The organism is Enterobacter sp. V89_11 (assembly GCF_029967775.1).
Taxonomy (GTDB): domain Bacteria; phylum Pseudomonadota; class Gammaproteobacteria; order Enterobacterales; family Enterobacteriaceae; genus Enterobacter; species Enterobacter ludwigii.
On the sequence record NZ_JASCAN010000012.1, the window covers coordinates 51,278 to 68,184 of the forward strand.

Annotated in this window: 16 protein-coding genes; 3 read left to right on the top strand and 13 right to left on the bottom strand. The window is 53.8% G+C overall.

The window, feature by feature from the left end:
* Positions 1-33 precede the first annotated feature (33 nt).
* Complete coding sequence (locus QLG09_RS11175; RefSeq protein WP_014168226.1) at positions 34-705, bottom strand: glutathione S-transferase; 672 nt, start codon at positions 703-705, stop codon at positions 34-36.
* A 290-nt stretch (positions 706-995) separates the two neighbouring features.
* Complete coding sequence (soxR, locus tag QLG09_RS11180) at positions 996-1,454, bottom strand: redox-sensitive transcriptional activator SoxR (RefSeq protein WP_014168225.1); 459 nt, start codon at positions 1,452-1,454, stop codon at positions 996-998.
* Between the two features lie 98 nt (positions 1,455-1,552).
* On the opposite strand from soxR, the gene soxS reads away from it, so the two are divergent.
* Positions 1,553-1,879, top strand: a complete 327-nt coding sequence (soxS, locus tag QLG09_RS11185) for a superoxide response transcriptional regulator SoxS (protein WP_013095071.1) — start codon at positions 1,553-1,555, stop codon at positions 1,877-1,879.
* Between the two features lie 6 nt (positions 1,880-1,885).
* Here soxS and QLG09_RS11190 read toward each other — a convergent pair whose 3' ends face one another.
* The gene (locus QLG09_RS11190) at positions 1,886-3,451 is read right to left on the bottom strand and encodes an EAL domain-containing protein (RefSeq protein WP_282488914.1); all 1,566 of its coding nucleotides are present in this window, start codon (positions 3,449-3,451) and stop codon (positions 1,886-1,888) included.
* A 339-nt stretch (positions 3,452-3,790) separates the two neighbouring features.
* Entirely contained in the window at positions 3,791-5,191 is a 1,401-nt protein-coding gene (locus QLG09_RS11195) for a sensor domain-containing diguanylate cyclase (RefSeq protein ID WP_049022174.1), read from the bottom strand.
* 489 nt (positions 5,192-5,680) lie between these two features.
* Between QLG09_RS11195 and QLG09_RS11200 the strand changes: the two genes are divergently transcribed.
* Positions 5,681-5,962, top strand: a complete 282-nt coding sequence (locus QLG09_RS11200) for a YjcB family protein (protein ID WP_020882839.1) — start codon at positions 5,681-5,683, stop codon at positions 5,960-5,962.
* Between the two features lie 63 nt (positions 5,963-6,025).
* Here QLG09_RS11200 and ssb1 read toward each other — a convergent pair whose 3' ends face one another.
* Positions 6,026-6,553, bottom strand: a complete 528-nt coding sequence (gene ssb1 / locus QLG09_RS11205) for a single-stranded DNA-binding protein SSB1 (protein ID WP_020882840.1) — start codon at positions 6,551-6,553, stop codon at positions 6,026-6,028.
* Between the two features lie 251 nt (positions 6,554-6,804).
* Here ssb1 and uvrA point away from each other — a divergent pair, with 251 nt between their 5' ends.
* A complete protein-coding gene (gene uvrA / locus QLG09_RS11210) occupies positions 6,805-9,627 on the top strand; it encodes an excinuclease ABC subunit UvrA (RefSeq protein WP_049022171.1) in 2,823 nt (940 codons plus the stop codon).
* Between the two features lie 3 nt (positions 9,628-9,630).
* On the opposite strand, the gene QLG09_RS11215 is transcribed toward uvrA, so the two are convergent.
* The 8 genes from QLG09_RS11215 to dnaB all read right to left on the bottom strand — a co-directional run bounded on the left by QLG09_RS11215 (position 9,631) and on the right by dnaB (position 16,848).
* The gene (locus QLG09_RS11215; protein ID WP_014168219.1) at positions 9,631-9,984 is read right to left on the bottom strand and encodes an MmcQ/YjbR family DNA-binding protein; all 354 of its coding nucleotides are present in this window, start codon (positions 9,982-9,984) and stop codon (positions 9,631-9,633) included.
* Between the two features lie 2 nt (positions 9,985-9,986).
* Positions 9,987-10,403 (bottom strand): secondary thiamine-phosphate synthase enzyme YjbQ, encoded by a 417-nt coding sequence (locus QLG09_RS11220; RefSeq protein ID WP_014168218.1) that lies wholly within the window; start codon positions 10,401-10,403, stop codon positions 9,987-9,989.
* A 113-nt stretch (positions 10,404-10,516) separates the two neighbouring features.
* Positions 10,517-11,230 (bottom strand): acid phosphatase AphA, encoded by a 714-nt coding sequence (gene aphA, locus QLG09_RS11225; protein WP_014168217.1) that lies wholly within the window; start codon positions 11,228-11,230, stop codon positions 10,517-10,519.
* 253 nt (positions 11,231-11,483) lie between these two features.
* Positions 11,484-12,677: an aromatic amino acid transaminase gene (gene tyrB, locus QLG09_RS11230; protein WP_032679391.1), complete on the bottom strand. Its 1,194-nt coding sequence runs from the start codon at positions 12,675-12,677 to the stop codon at positions 11,484-11,486.
* Positions 12,678-12,752: 75 nt separating this feature from the next.
* Positions 12,753-13,763: an AAA family ATPase gene (locus tag QLG09_RS11235; RefSeq protein ID WP_049022168.1), complete on the bottom strand. Its 1,011-nt coding sequence runs from the start codon at positions 13,761-13,763 to the stop codon at positions 12,753-12,755.
* Positions 13,760-14,317 (bottom strand): nicotinamide riboside transporter PnuC, encoded by a 558-nt coding sequence (gene pnuC / locus QLG09_RS11240; protein WP_014168213.1) that lies wholly within the window; start codon positions 14,315-14,317, stop codon positions 13,760-13,762. Before pnuC ends, QLG09_RS11235 begins: the two co-directional genes overlap by 4 nt.
* A gap of 22 nt (positions 14,318-14,339) precedes the next feature.
* The gene (gene alr / locus QLG09_RS11245; RefSeq protein ID WP_014168212.1) at positions 14,340-15,419 is read right to left on the bottom strand and encodes an alanine racemase; all 1,080 of its coding nucleotides are present in this window, start codon (positions 15,417-15,419) and stop codon (positions 14,340-14,342) included.
* A 16-nt stretch (positions 15,420-15,435) separates the two neighbouring features.
* Positions 15,436-16,848 (bottom strand): replicative DNA helicase, encoded by a 1,413-nt coding sequence (gene dnaB / locus QLG09_RS11250; RefSeq protein ID WP_008503375.1) that lies wholly within the window; start codon positions 16,846-16,848, stop codon positions 15,436-15,438.
* Positions 16,849-16,907 lie beyond the last annotated feature (59 nt).

Here is a 16,907-nt window from a genome sequence, read left to right on the forward strand (position 1 = left end):
AACGTTATCGTCTGTGCGCAATTTGTTTACATTTCACTCCCCACCCGGAATCGATAACGGGCCACCTTGCTCCAGCGTTTTTTGCCAGCCAGGGCTGCTCTCCACTTTTTTCTTCCAGGCCTGGGTATGCGGGAGGTTATCAATACCACCGCGCGCCAGCAGGGCAAAAATCGGGAAGCTCATCTGCATATCCGCCATGCTGAGCGCGTCGCCGGCAAACCAGCTGTTTTCGGCAAGATGCGACTCAATAAAGCGTGCATGGGTTTCAAGCTGGCGGTTGAGATACGCTTTTTGCACTCCCTGCCCCAGCGCTTTACCCAACGTGCGGATGCCAAACGGCACGGGCGGCTTACCGAGGCTACTGAAAACCAGCTTCATCAACAGCAGCGGCATTAGCGAACCTTCGGCATAGTGCAACCAGAAGCGGTACTGCACCTTATGCGCAGGATCCAGAGGCTTAAGCCGCGACTCAGGATCGTAGGTTTCCTGAAGATATTCGAGGATGGCCCCCGACTCGGCGAGGATCAGGCCGTTATCTTCAATAACCGGCGATTTGCCCAACGGGTGCACTTTTTTGAGCGACTCAGGCGCCAGCATGCTCTTTTCGCGCTGGTAACGAACAATCTCATAGGGCAGGGAAAGTTCTTCCAGCGCCCAGATCACACGGTGTGAGCGGGACTGGTTCAGGTGGTGTACCGTGAGCATTGTGTTCTCCTTTTATTCATACTTTTTAACTATAGAAAATCGAACAACACCGCGAAAAAAATTCGCCTAAAAAACGGCCTGACCGACTGGCGAAAAGACGGGTCTTGCATAGAATTAAAGTGTCAGCACAATCCGGAACCTCCCCAACACGCTCGACATGAGGGGTGCTGATGTCGGGGGAAACCCTCCCGTGAACCAGCGGGATAGAGTGAAAGACAAAGACCGGGAAAAACTAAAGCGCCCTTTTGTGGCGCTTTAGTTCTTTATGAGGTGCGGTTTTCCGCCGGATCTCAGTCTTCCTCCAGCAACCGCGCCCCTGTCCCCTGCTCACCCAGCCTGTCGCCCGGGTTACGCAACGGACAATCACTGCGCGACAAACAGCCGCAGCCAATACATCCGTCCAGTTCATCACGCAGCGCTACCAGCGTGTGAATGCGTCGATCCAGCTCTTCACGCCACTGAGAGGAAAGCTCTTTCCACTCTTTCGGGCTGAGAGAGTGCCCTTCCGGCAGCACGCCGAACGCATCGCCGATGGTGGCCAGGGGGATTCCGATTCGTTGGGCAATTTTGATAATTGCGACATAACGGAGCACGTCACGCGTGTAGCGTCGCTGGTTTCCGGCGTTTCGGATGCTTTTAATTAACCCTTTGCTTTCATAGAAGTGGAGCGCCGACACCGCAACGCCGCTTCGCTTCGCCACTTCGCCGGGGGTTAACAACGCTTTAATTCGCGGCAATCTCTTTTCCATAAAACCTCTTTACCTCAAGTTAACTTGAGGAATTATACTCGCCCGCAGAGAAAACGACGAATCAACCAGGGCAGTTGTATCTACAGAGGGGCAACCTTATGTCGCATCAGCAAATTATTCAGACACTTATTGAATGGATTGATGAACATATCGACCAACCGTTGAACATTGATGTGGTCGCTAAAAAATCCGGCTATTCGAAATGGTATTTACAGAGAATGTTCCGTACCGTTATGCACCAGACGCTGGGTGAGTACATTCGTCAGCGCAGACTGCTGCTGGCGGCGCAGGCCTTACGCTCAACGCAGCGGCCCATTTTTGATATCGCGATGGATCTGGGATATGTGTCGCAACAAACCTTTTCCCGCGTGTTTCGCCGCGAGTTTGACCGCACACCGAGCGACTATCGCCACCAGTTGAATTAATGACTCTCAATGCAAAGGTTGCTGCTGCCAGGTCATAAACTCCTGGGGCGGCATCGCTTTCGCGAAGTGCCATCCCTGACAGAACTGAACGCCACGTTTCAACAACCAGCTCACCTGTTCTGCCGTTTCCACCCCTTCCGCAATGGTTTTAAGCCGCAGGCTTTGTGCCATCTCAATAATATGCTCGGCGATAAGGTGGCTGGTGCTGTTGGTTGTTAGGGTGTCGATAAAGGATTTGTCGATTTTCAGAATATCGACATTCAGCGAATAAAGGTTGTGCAGGTTAGAGTAACCCGTTCCAAAATCATCAATCGCCACTTCGTAACCCGCCTGACGGAACGCCTGAATAACCGGAGTGGTTTTAGGGACATCAATAAAACCGCGCTCCGTGACTTCGATTTTAATTTGCTGCGCACGCACGGCGTAGTGTCGGGCCTTGTCCGAAATCATGGCGATCAGCCGTGAAGAGTGGAAATCCGTGGCCGACAGGTTAATCGAAATATAGAGATGCGGATGCGTTGCCAGGAATGTGCCCAGATCGCTGAATACCTCTTCGACAACATAATCCGTAATTCGCTCGCTCATGCCCTCTTTTTCCGCCAGCGGAATAAATTCAGCCGGGCTCATGACCGGTCCGTTAAAGCCAGGCCAGCGTAATAACGCCTCGGCTCCCACGCACTGGTTGTTCTTGATATCAATAATCGGCTGATAGTGGACACAAAGCTGGCGTTTATTGAGCGCTCGCTGCAGTAACCGCCCGGGAGAATTGAGTTCACGATGGGTGCGAGACCACACCAGCAAAATAATTATGCTGCAGATCATCCCCAGCGGTAGCGTCAACGTCGCCTGGTGATAAAGCATTTCATAAAAACGTTTATTCGACGTCGACACGATAGCGGCAATAGGCCGTTTTGGGGATTTGACGACCGTATAAAAACGGTTATCTTTTTGAAATACCGATTCCTTATCCCGAATCATCGAACTTAATAAAGAAACATTCGCGCGCTGACTGACGGAAAAGAATGCATTCGTTACCGTGTCGTATACCCCCCACGAAAGGGAATGATCTGTCGACATTACTTCGCTGTAGGAAAGCGGATTGACCACCACAACATAATTTCCGCGCTGCATATATGTCATTTTATAGCCAGTAAAAAATGGCGTATCGCGATAATAATAGATAGCAACGTCAGGTTTACGTGTGTAATTAGCAGTGGATATCAGATAAGGACTGGCGGGTGTAAAAACGGTCGAACAAAGAAAATTCTGACCTTCAGCATAAATTAAATCCGCAACAAACAGACGACCGCGAACAACGTTCAACATATATTGGCGATGTTCTGGTGTACAACGTTCACCCTGATATTTTTCAGCCTCGTAGCGGGCCAGATCAACCTGTTGAATTACCAGTTCTGTTTTGTCTAACGCCAGTTCAGCAAAGGTACGTAGCTGGGCGCTTGTTTCCGACACGGCTCTTATCTGGGCAAACCATAGCGCAAGCATCACCGGCAGCATAACTACCATGATGATCCCTACCACCCTGAGCATCTTGCGCCGCGCGCTACGATTCATTTCCCGCCCTATATCCCTGCATGTTGTACGCCTGTAGTAATGAAGGCCGGATGCTTTGTTTAACAGGTGATTACGTTGCATGAATCATGCGAAGTTAGCAACTGACTTTTAGTATTAAAAATCTTAATTTTCGTTATGACGATAATATTTTCCCGTAAGCTAAACTGTAAGTATTCGTTCCGTTTCAATTAAGGAAAATAATTATCCAGCGGGTACGGGAGGTTTTAAGATAACACAACAGAGGATCGTTGATTAAGCCAAACTTCTGGCAGTGTGAAAAAACAACAACGGCAACATGACATTTTATGCTATTTACTCGCGCGTATTTTGGTTTTTGATTTATAAATAATCAGCAGCCACCACCGTTTTCCCCCGACCCGTACGCTTGGCGTCATATAATGCTTTATCGGCACGCATCAGTAATCCTGAAGTATCGCGTTGGCCCTGGCAGACCTCCACCGCCCCGGCGCTGAATGACAGCACCAGCTTTTTCTCTCCCACCACGAGCGGGTTGGTTTTGAGGGCAGTACGTAGCCTCGCCGAAAAAAGGGCGCCCGCGTTGCCGTCGGTTCGTGCCAGCAGGAGTAAAAACTCCTCGCCGCCCACACGGCCAAGCGCAGCGTTCTCGGGGCTTAACTCACGGATAGCCTGGCAAAAGTGGATAAGCGCCCGATCGCCCACCTGATGCCCCCACCGATCGTTGATCTGTTTGAAAAAATCCAGGTCAAACATGAGCACGCAAAAATGGCTGTCAGCATCCTGCCTGGCATTTGCCGCCAGCGCGGATTCCAGCTGCTGTAAAATGGTTGAACGGTTAAAACACCCGGTAAGATCGTCCGTGGTGGCTTTCACTTCCAGCTGCTGTTCGGCTTTTTTACGCTCGGTAATATCAAGCCCGATATTCAGGACTGAGCTGTCCGGCAGCAGAATGTTTGACCACAAAACCGTCAACGGCGTACCGTCTTTACGCAGTGGATGCCACTCGTACATATCCTTTAGCGGCGAGACATTTACCGACTCCCTGACCCGTCGCCGCTCTTCCGGGTCGGGGTAAAACAGTGAGAGCGGATCGGCATGGGCGCTGATCTCCGCCATTGTCCAGCCAAACACTTTTTCACACTCAGCATTCCACAGCACGCAGCGGTTAAATTTATCGAATGAGTTCATTAAAACAGGCGCTCGTTCAAACAGGGTTTTATATTGGGTCACCACACGCTGCATTTCCTGCGCTGTTTTTTCACGAACGATAATTTCTGAAAAATAGTCTTTTAATTTTTCGATCAGTACCGCAACAATACTTTTCAGGATGGCCAGAGAATATAACGGCTCAGCAAACGCCAGAAAGAAATAGCCGCTGCCTTGTCCGTTATGGGTTGAAAGCTTACATAACACCCCGCTTTGCAATTGCGAATAGCCAGGATGATGAGCGGAGAATAATGCGCGGCCGATATTCTCTTTCCAGTAGACGACCCGCCACGCGCGGTGATGCTTCTCCAGCAGGGTACCGGCAAGAAAATCGGCCACCTCAAATGAGTGACAGGTCACTTCACCCGCACAGACCACGCGCTGCAGCCCGTCAGTATCAACGCTAATCCAGGCCAGGCTTGCCCCGAAGGCCCGGTTGATCGTCTCAAGCATCTCGCCCAGCGAACAATGGGCGTGAAGCTGGGGCATCAGATCTGCCAGCGCATGCAACGCCCGCAGGCTGTCATTAACAATCTCACGTCGTTTTTCTTTCATTTTTTTCGCAGATTATTAAGCGTTAAACCGGACGCAACTTTCTTCAGATTCAAAAATCGGCGAGCCAGAGCAGGATGCTGAATATCAGCACAGCTGGAGTGCGAGACGTTGTGTGTAATTAAAAACGTACAAAGAGAAAAAAACCAATAAAATTCAAAAACCTGAATTATAGAATGCGAGTAAATTTATTTATCCACTCAAGCATAATCCAAAGGGTTGTTGCTGTAAACGTTCTATAGCACACCTCAATTTGAAGAGGTTTTGTTATCTCAATGAATTTATTACCTGGAAGCGATAAAAGGGGGTCATTAGCGTGCAAAGATATATTTTCCCCTCAATCCTCGTGCGACGCCTGGCTGTGATAATTCCTGCTTTTTTCACCCTTCTGAGGCTGGCGAATAAATCAACAAATGTGATATAGTTCACACATATTGTGTAACGAGAAACACTGTTTCATTCAGTTCGTCTGTTTTGTTGAGGATGGGTTTTATGGCAACCATTACTACCAGCATGGTTCTCCTGCGCTGGCCTTTGTTAAGTGCGGTGCTGATGTTCCTGGCCAGCACGCTAAACATTCAGTTTCGTAAATCTGACTATGCTGGCCTTGCTGTCATCAGCACCCTGTTGGGGTTGGGCGCAGCATGCTGGTTCGCAACGGGCCTGCTTGGCATCACCCTGCTGGATCTCGCTGCCGTCTGGGAAAATATTAAAGTGGTCATGGTGGAAGCCATGAGCCATACCCCGCCAGACTGGCCGATGGTGATTACCTGATCCCTGAGATGAATAAAAAAACCCAGACCGAGGTCTGGGTTTTTTGTTTTAAACCGTCGGATATCAGAACGGAATATCGTCGTCGAAGTCCATTGGGGGTTCGTTAGACGGTGCTGGCGCGGACTGCTGCTGTGGGCGAGACTGCGCGCCACCGCTGAACTGGTTGCCGCCCTGTGGCTGCTGAGGCTGACCCCAACCGCCCTGCTGCTGCTGACCGCCACCTGCTGGTGCGCCACCGCCCTGACGGCCACCGAGCATCTGCATGGTGCCACCCACGTTGACCACAACTTCCGTGGTGTACTTCTCAGCGCCGGCTTGATCGGTCCATTTGCGGGTACGCAGTTGGCCTTCAATATAAACCTGAGAACCTTTACGCAGATACTCACCAGCCACTTCCGCCAGTTTGCCAAACAGCACAACGCGGTGCCATTCGGTCTGCTCTTTCATCTCACCGGTCGCTTTATCACGCCAGGATTCGGAAGTAGCCAGCGTAATGTTGGCAACTGCGCCACCACTCGGCATGTAGCGTACTTCCGGGTCCTGGCCCAGATTACCGACGAGAATCACCTTGTTTACGCCTCTGCTGGCCATGTTCGTGTCTCCTGAATACGTTTCTTAATAGTGTAAACGCGCGAGTGTACCATTTCCACGCTGCAATTTGCATAGTTGCGTAGTCGGTTCCGAAATCTCTCGCGAACTCGACATTGTTACACAGTGAATCAGAAAATGCATTCCAATACTGTATATTCAAACAGGTCATTTTGTGTCATAATTAGCCGTTTCTGACAGCCGTTTGTCCTTCAAACAAACCAGGCAATCCGTGTTCCAACCGGGAAAGGTGAATGGATAAGATCGAAGTTCGGGGCGCCCGCACCCACAATCTCAAGAATATCAACCTCATAATCCCTCGCGACAAACTCATCGTCGTGACCGGGCTTTCGGGGTCTGGCAAATCCTCACTGGCTTTCGACACTTTATATGCCGAAGGACAGCGTCGTTACGTGGAGTCACTCTCTGCATACGCACGTCAGTTCCTGTCACTAATGGAAAAACCGGATGTAGACCATATTGAAGGGTTATCACCTGCTATCTCCATTGAGCAGAAATCCACCTCGCATAACCCGCGTTCAACGGTTGGTACGATTACCGAAATTCATGACTACCTGCGTCTGCTGTATGCACGCGTGGGTGAACCGCGCTGCCCGGATCACGACGTCCCGCTGGCCGCGCAGACCGTAAGCCAGATGGTGGATAACGTGCTGTCGCAGCCGGAAGGTAAACGCCTGATGCTGCTGGCGCCCATCATTAAAGAACGTAAGGGCGAGCACACTAAAACGCTGGAGAACCTGGCAAGCCAGGGCTATATCCGCGCCCGTATCGACGGCGAAGTGTGTGACCTGTCGGATCCGCCTAAGCTGGAGCTGCAGAAAAAGCACACCATCGAAGTGGTGATTGACCGTTTCAAAGTCCGTGACGATCTGGCGACCCGCCTGGCCGAATCCTTCGAAACCGCGCTGGAACTCTCTGGCGGTACGGCCGTGGTCTCCGATATGGACAACCCGAAAGCGGAAGAGCTGCTCTTCTCCGCCAACTTTGCCTGTCCGATTTGTGGTTACAGCATGCGCGAGCTGGAGCCGCGTCTGTTCTCGTTCAACAACCCGGCGGGCGCCTGTCCGACGTGTGACGGGCTGGGCGTGCAGCAATATTTTGACCCGGACCGGGTGATCCAAAACCCGGAGCTGTCGCTGGCTGGCGGTGCGATCCGCGGATGGGATCGCCGCAACTTCTACTATTTCCAGATGCTGAAGTCGCTGGCAGAGCACTATAAATTCGACGTCGAAGCCCCGTGGGCCAGCCTGAACCCGAACGTGCACAAAGTGGTGCTGTTCGGTTCCGGCAAAGAGAACATCGAGTTCAAGTACATGAACGATCGCGGTGATACCTCCGTGCGCCGTCACCCGTTTGAAGGGGTGCTGCACAATATGGAGCGCCGCTACAAAGAGACCGAATCCAGCGCGGTTCGCGAGGAGCTGGCGAAGTTTATCAGCAACCGTTCCTGTGCGACCTGTGAAGGTACGCGTCTGCGCCGTGAAGCTCGCCATGTGTTTGTTGAAAACACGGCGCTGCCGACCATCTCAGACATGAGCATCGGTCACGCGATGGACTTCTTCAACAACCTGAAGCTCTCCGGCCAGCGCGCCAAAATCGCGGAAAAAGTGCTGAAAGAGATCGGCGATCGTCTGAAGTTCCTGGTGAACGTCGGCCTGAATTACCTGACGCTTTCCCGCTCCGCAGAGACCCTCTCCGGTGGCGAAGCTCAGCGTATCCGCCTCGCGAGCCAGATTGGCGCAGGCCTGGTCGGCGTGATGTATGTACTGGATGAACCCTCAATCGGCCTGCACCAGCGTGACAACGAGCGTCTGCTCGGCACGCTTGTCCACCTGCGTAATCTCGGTAACACGGTGATTGTGGTTGAGCACGATGAAGACGCGATCCGCGCCGCTGACCACGTTATCGATATCGGCCCGGGCGCTGGCGTACACGGCGGCCAGGTGGTCGCGGAAGGAACGCTGAAAGATATTATGGCGGTGCCGGAGTCATTGACCGGCCAGTACATGAGCGGCAAGCGCAAGATTGAAGTGCCGAAACAGCGTGTACCGGCGAACCCGGAAAAAGTGCTGAAGCTGACCGGCGCCCGCGGCAACAACCTGAAAGATGTGACGCTGACGCTGCCGGTTGGGCTGTTTACCTGTATCACCGGCGTATCCGGTTCCGGTAAGTCGACGCTGATCAACGATACGCTGTTCCCGATTGCGCAGACGCAGCTGAACGGCGCGACGCTGGCCGAACCGGCGCCGTACCTTGACATCCAGGGGCTGGAGCATTTCGATAAAGTGATCGATATCGATCAGAGTCCAATCGGGCGGACTCCGCGTTCCAACCCTGCCACCTATACGGGCGTGTTCACACCCGTACGTGAACTGTTTGCAGGTGTGCCGGAAGCGCGTTCACGCGGGTATACGCCAGGACGTTTCAGCTTTAACGTGCGCGGCGGACGCTGTGAAGCGTGCCAGGGCGACGGGGTTATCAAGGTTGAGATGCACTTCCTGCCGGATATTTACGTGCCGTGCGACCAGTGCAAAGGCAAACGCTATAACCGCGAAACGCTGGAAATTAAGTACAAAGGCAAAACCATACACGAAGTGCTGGATATGACCATCGAAGAGGCGCGTGAGTTCTTTGACGCGGTCCCTGCGCTGGCGCGTAAGCTGCAGACGCTGATGGATGTGGGCCTGACCTATATTCGTCTGGGGCAGTCTGCCACCACGCTGTCTGGCGGTGAAGCACAGCGCGTGAAGCTGGCGCGTGAGCTCTCCAAACGCGGTACCGGCCAGACGCTGTACATTCTCGATGAGCCGACCACCGGTCTGCACTTTGCCGATATCCAGCAGCTGCTTGATGTTCTGCATCAGCTTCGCGATCAGGGCAACACGATTGTGGTCATTGAACACAACCTGGACGTGATTAAAACCGCGGACTGGATTGTCGATCTCGGCCCGGAAGGCGGCAGCGGCGGCGGTGAAATCCTCGTCTCCGGTACGCCAGAGACCGTTGCAGAGTGCGAAGCCTCGCACACCGCGCGCTTCCTCAAACCGTTGCTGTAATTGTCACACGGAGAGTTGCTGTCGGGTCGCTTCCGGCAGCAGCTCTACCGCCTGCTGATAAGACGCGTCCACCAGATAATAAATTTGCGAACCCGGCAGTGAACCGTCGAGATAAACGGTGCTCCAGTGCGCTTTGTTGAGATGCTTGCTTGGCCGGACGTCATGGTGCTGCTGGCGTAACAGCTCCGCCAGTTCCGGGCTGGTTTTCAGCGACGCCGCCGGGCGACCCTCAACCTCTTTCACCATCGCAAACAGAATATCCCCCACTTTAATCTGCGTGGCTTTCCAGTCGCTGTGAACGCTCTGCTCCGCGCCAGGTTTACTCATGCAGTACTGAAGTAGCTCCGAAATTGTCATCTTTATTCCCCTTGTAGCGTTGCGATAATTTTACGCGAACCACCGTGAATACGATGTTCTCCCAGCCAGATCCCTTGCCACGTTCCCAGCAGTAACCGACCATTGTGCACCGGCAGCATCAGCGATACGCCCAGCAGAGAGGATTTGATATGCGACGGCATGTCATCTGCTCCCTCATAGTCGTGTTCATAAGGGGCGTTGTCCGGAACGGTTTTGAGAAAATGCTGCTCCATGTCAGACCGGACGGTGGGATCGCAATTTTCATTAAGCGTGAGAGAGGCTGACGTGTGCTGAAGCAGCAGATGCAGTAACCCCGTCCTGATGCGCGAGAGGTCGCGAATTTGCCCAATGACTTCATCAGTCACCAGATGAAATCCACGAGGTTTCGCGCTTAAGGTCAGGGTCTGTTGATACCACATGTGCTGCTCCGTTATGAAAGATGAATCTTTCTAAGTGTGCAGCAAGAAAGCGAAAGGTAAAACCCACAGCGGCGAGATTTGATTAAAAAAGAGGCAACCTCGCCGCCCGGCGGTTAATACTCAGAATTAACAATCACTTCTTCGCCAAACTTTCCGGCCATGGGCAACGGTCGATACGTAGAGTTTGAGGCGCGTAACACCCTGATCCCTCTGGCTCCGACGTCATGCGCGGCGGTGATATCGTTATCTGAATCGCCATAGAAGACTTTGATGTTCTTCTGTTCCAGCCATTGGGTTTTGGTGTTTTGGCCGGGTTTGTCGCCGGCAAAAATAACCGGATTCATGCTGGAAGCCGGGATCTGAAAATCATCCTGCAGCGTTTTAGAGACGGTTTCGGTTTTGGTCTGGCTGCGTCCGGTCACAAAGTAAATGCTGTCACCGCGTTTAACGTGCATGGCGATAAGCGCGCGCGCCACCTCTTTAGGAATGCTGAACTCATCCCAGCCGTTATTCATCTTTTCCCAGAACTCGGGGTTCTTCAGATACGCTTCGCTGTCCGGTGAGTAGGTTTTTTTGCCCCGCCAGAATCCCGGGCTGGAAAACAGGACCGTATCGTCGATATCAAAGCCTACAGCCATTGGCGGGCGCCCTAACAGGCTATTTTCGATTTGGGCTACGGATACCCAGTGAACAGGTGCCTGCTCCGCAAGCATGGCGGCTGTTGTGCCGGTGTAAAGCGGCGTCGGTGCGGAAGCGCGCGCGACGACGGCACTATTTAGCGAGAACAATAAGCAGGCGGCGCTGAGCGCCAGTGTGATCTTGCGCATGTTTTCCCCTGAATATTCAGTTTGTTATCGTTTTATTTTGAGTGAATGGTCAAAAAACTATCCGACCATAACCCCGGGGGGAGATGAAGGAAAGGAGTTTTTACTTATGAAGCTGAATAAAAAGAAGAAGATCACAAAGCGCGGATGAGGTCTGAAGGCCCGGTAGGCGCAGCGCCACCGGGCAAGATTTTTGTGCGTCCTGATGCTCTCACTCGGCCCTCTCCCGCAGGGAGAGAGGGATGATAGTGAGTGCTTACATCACTGCAGCAAACGCCTGCGCAACACGATGAACGTTGCTGGCATTAAGCCCCGCCACGCACATACGGCCGCTGGAAATCAGGTAGACGCCGAACTCTTCACGCAGGCGATCGACCTGAGCCGCGCTGAGGCCGGTGTAGCTGAACATCCCGCGCTGCTTAAGCAGATAGTCAAAATTATGCCCTGGGACGGCCTCTTTCAGCACGTCGACCAGCTCCTGACGCATCGTCAGGATGCGCTTGCGCATAGATTCCACTTCGGCGAGCCACGACGCTTTCAGCCGATCGTCACCCAGTACCGTGGCGACTACCTGCGCACCAAAGTTTGGCGGGCTGGAGTAAATGCGGCGCACGGTCGCCTTCAGCTGTCCGAGTACTCGCCCGGCCGCTTCAGCGTCCTCACAGACCACTGACAGGCCGCCGACGCGCTCACCGTACAGAGAGAAGATTTTTGAGAACGAGTTGCTGACCAGCGCAGGCAGTCCGGCGCTGGCAACGGCGCGGATAGCGTAGGCATCTTCTTCCATGCCCGCGCCAAAGCCCTGATAGGCGATGTCGAGGAAGGGGATCAGGTTACGCGTCTTCAGCACGTCGATTACCGCATCCCACTGGGCATTAGTCAGGTCTGCACCGGTCGGGTTATGGCAGCACGGATGCAGCAGAACAATACTGCGCTCCGGCAGCGTATTCAGTTTTTCCAGCAGCGCGTCAACGCGCACGCCGTTGGTTTCGCTGTCAAACCACGGATAGGTCTGCACCGTAAAGCCTGCGCCCTCAAAAATCGCCACGTGGTTTTCCCACGTCGGGTCACTGACCCACACGCCAGAATCCGGGAAGTATTTTTTCAGAAAGTCAGCGCCAACTTTTAATGCGCCCGAGCCACCCAGCGTCTGGATGGTCGCCACCCGTTTTTGTGTCAGCACGGCGTGATCGGCACCAAACAGCAGCGGCGCAATGGTGTTGCGGTAGCTGTTTAACCCTTCCATTGGCAGATAGAGCGAGGCCCCGTGCGGGACGGCGTTAAGACGCGCTTCCGCTTCTGCCACGGCTTGCAGCTGAGGAATAATGCCCTCCTCGTTGTAATACAAACCAATACTGAGGTTGACTTTGTCGCTGCGAGGATCTTCTTTGAAACGCTCCATTAAGGAGAGAATAGGGTCGCCGGCATAGGCGTCAACTTTCTGAAACACGCGATGATTCTCCGGAATTCGATGAGGCAGGGATTTCAACAATAAACCGGATATGACAGAAGATCGAGAGCGATATCAGATCCGTTCCTGCAGATGTCGTCGAATCTGTTCAATGCGTTCAGCGAGCGAACCAGAAACAGACAGATAGGGGATATTTCTGTCTGTTAACGCGCGGATGTACCATGCCTGTTGTCGCTGGCGGAATGCAGCCCCCTGACGGGTACCATCCTGAACAAAAGGAAACTCATCGCCACAGAGCACCACCAGAGAATATGCACGCCCGGCTAATTCCTCTAGCTCGCGTGGCGCGCTGCCAAACTGGTCGAGCATATAAAACAGCGTGGTTAAGGGCGAGGTATCGCAAACCAGGAAGGGAGCCGTGCTGGCCATCGCTTCACGACGCACCTGCTCGCGGGCAATATGCAGCAGATCGTCGCATCCCAGCACGCCATTCTTCTCTTCCCAATATTCTCGGCCAAACTCGGCGACAAATGGGGCGTTGAGCGTCGTCGCCAGTGCGCGGGAAAGCGTGCTTTTTCCTGTCGATTCGCCCCCCAATAAACAAATCCGAAAGACAAAGCTACGGTAGACCTCCGGGGACATCATCGTGCGGTAGCGATGGACGTCAGAACGTATCAGGGTTCCCGAGGGCGCATCAGGCCCTTTCGGACGCTGGAGGCGGACATGCGTAACCTGCTTGCCAAAACGCTGGCTTAACACCGCCGCAAATCCGTCGCCGTAGTCTTCGGCGGTAAATACGGCCTGCGGCTGGCAGTGAAGTATTTTTTCACACAGCGTTGCCACGTAATGCCGGTGAAGATCGGCATCCGCATCATTATTCGGCGGTGATTCAAGCGCATGGGTCGCGATGACCTCCGGCGTGAGCACAAGGTGATGACATTGCGGGAAGCGCGCGCTTAACCAGTGAAGGCGCTTGTCGGGGTCATAACCCGGAATTTCCGGACGCGAATAACTGATGATATAGACCGTCTCACACTGGGCCAGCGCAGCATTTATCAGCGCTTCATGCCCCACGTGTAATGGCGCGAATTTGCCCACAACCAGACCGTCGCGATAAGGCTTCACTGGGCGCGAATCTCCTTACGCCACTGATATAAACCGTGCCAGGCATTAAACCAAAACACCAGATATAAACCCGCGGTCAAATGCAGATCTCTCATCGCATATAACGGGACCGCCAGCGTGTTTACAGCCAGCCAGACGTACCAGTTCTCCAGGCGTCGCCCCATTAACATAAACTGTGCAAGCACGCTAAATGTCAAAATAACGGAGTCCACCCAGGGGGCCCAGGCGTTAGTGTAGCGATGCAAGATCAGGCCATAACCCGCGGCCACCAGCAGGGCGCAGGCGAGCAGGATGAAGAAATGTCTGGGCGGGGTACGCCGAACGGGCAATACCTCCCCGCGATGACCTTTGAGCCAGTGCACCCAGCCGGTGATGCTGGTGATGATGAAAAAGAGCTGCAGGGTAACGTCAGCGTAAAGCTGAACCGAATAAAAGACCCAGCCATAAAGCCCACTGCCGATGATGCCTATCCACCACGTGTGAATACTGTTTCTGGCAGCCAGCCAGACCGAGAGGGCATAAGCCAGACAAGCGGCCATTTCGGATGGTGACATTACCCCTCCCTGGAAAGGTCTGTTAGTCGATGTACTTCATCGCAACCCTTGATGTCAGGCGCGTGATAAGTTCGTAAGCACTCACTTTTGTGATTTCAGCGATGCGTTCAACAGGTAAACCCTCACCCCACATCACCACGTCATCACCCGGTTTGTCCTGTGCATCTGGCCCGAGGTCAATACAGATCATGTCCATCGCCACGCGGCCCACGATGTTCGCTTCACGGCCATTGACCAGTACCGGCGTGCCGGACGGCGCGGCGCGAGGATAACCATCGCCATAGCCCATCGCCACCACGCCAAGGCGTGTGTCGCGCTCGCTGGTCCACGTTCCGCCGTAGCCCACGGGCTCACCCGCTTTGTGATCGCGCACGGCAATCAGGTTAGACACAAGGGACATCACCGGCTGGAAACCAAAATCCGGCCCCCAGGGTCTGTTCTCCAGCGGAGAGACGCCGTAAAGAATAATGCCTGGACGCGCCCAGTCGAAGTGCGACTGCGGCCACAGCAAAATACCGCCAGACGCGGCAATGGAGCGCATTCCTGGTTTGCCTTCGCAGAAAGTATTAAAAATATCCAGCTGCTGCTCGGTCGCGCCACACTCGGGTTCATCGGCACGGGCAAAGTGGCTCACGATATTCACCGGCTGACGGACGTTTTTGCACTGACACAGACGCTGATAAAACGCGTCCGCCTTTTCCGGGCGCACGCCCAGACGGTGCATGCCGGTATCGAGCTTCATCCAGACGGTGACCGGCTCACTCAGCTCGGCGGTTTCCAGCGCCGCGAGTTGTTCTTCGTTATGTACCGCGGTGTGCAGATGCTGGTCAGCAATGGTCGGCAGATCTGCCGCTTCAAAAAAGCCTTCCAGCAGCAAAATCGGTTGAGTGATCCCGCCCGCGCGCAGGCGGATGGCTTCTTCAAGACGGGCGACGCCAAAGGCGTCGGCATCGGGGAGCGTTCGCGCGGTCTCAATAAGACCGTGTCCGTAAGCGTTCGCTTTCACGACTGCAACGAGTTTACTGGCGGGAGCCAGTTCACGCAGACGTTGCAGGTTGTGTCGCAGAGCGCGGCGGTTAATGACTACAGTTGCCGCTTGCATTTGAATTCCTTAGAAATTACTCATCATCATATTGAGGACCGGCGTAGTTGTCGAAACGCGACCACTGTCCGTTAAAGGTCAGACGTACCGTACCGATAGGGCCGTTACGTTGTTTACCAATAATAATTTCGGCGATCCCTTTCAGGTCGCTGTTCTCGTGATAAACCTCATCACGGTAGATAAACATGATTAAGTCGGCATCCTGCTCGATGGAGCCCGATTCACGCAGGTCGGAGTTGACCGGGCGCTTATCAGCACGTTGTTCCAGGGAGCGGTTAAGCTGTGACAGCGCCACCACGGGCACATGCAACTCTTTGGCTAACGCCTTGAGCGAGCGGGAAATCTCCGCGATTTCCAGCGTACGGTTGTCGGACAGCGACGGCACGCGCATCAGCTGAAGGTAGTCAATCATGATAAGGCCAATGCCGCCATGTTCACGGGCGATACGGCGCGCACGGGAGCGCACTTCCGTCGGCGTCAGGCCGGAGGAGTCATCGATATAAATATTCCGTTTTTCCAGCAGGATACCCATGGTGCCGGAGATACGCGCCCAGTCCTCATCGTCGAGCTGGCCGGTACGGATACGGGTCTGATCCACGCGCGACAGCGACGCCAGAGAACGCATCATGATCTGTTCTGATGGCATCTCAAGACTGAAGATAAGAACCGGCTTGTCCTGCAACATCGCCGCATTTTCGACGAGGTTCATCGCAAATGTCGTTTTACCCATGGAGGGACGCGCCGCGACGATAATCAAATCCGACGGCTGCAGACCCGCGGTTTTCTTATTGAGATCGTCATAGCCGGTGTTCACGCCGGTGACACCGTCGTGCGGCTGCTGGAACAGTTGCTCAATACGCGCGACGGTAGCATCAAGCACATCAGCAATATTCTTCGGGCCTTCGTCTTTATTTGCCCGGCTTTCCGCGATTTTAAAGACGCGGGACTCGGCGAGATCAAGCAGGTCTTCGCTGGTACGCCCCTGCGGATCAAAACCGGCTTCGGCGATCTCATTCGCCACCGAGATCATCTCACGAACAACTGCACGTTCGCGCACGATATCGGCATAAGCGCTGATATTCGCCGCACTTGGCGTGTTTTTTGACAGTTCCGCCAGGTAAGCAAACCCACCCACGCTGTCCAGTTGCCCCTGACGCTCCAGCGATTCCGCGAGCGTGATAAGGTCAATCGGGCTGCCCGACTCCTGCAGACGTGCCATTTCAGTAAAGATATGACGGTGCGGACGGGTATAGAAATCCTCGGACACCACGCGCTCGGCGACGTCGTCCCAGCGTTCGTTATCCAGCATTAAACCGCCCAACACCGACTGTTCCGCTTCAATCGAGTGCGGCGGGACTTTTAATCCTGCGACCTGGAAATCACGCTCGCGAGGTTCAGTCTGTTTGTTGAAGGGTTTGTTTCCTGCCATAGTGAATGGAGTTACCGAGATAAAGAGTGGGTCGAAAGATTACCATATTTTTCTGACGG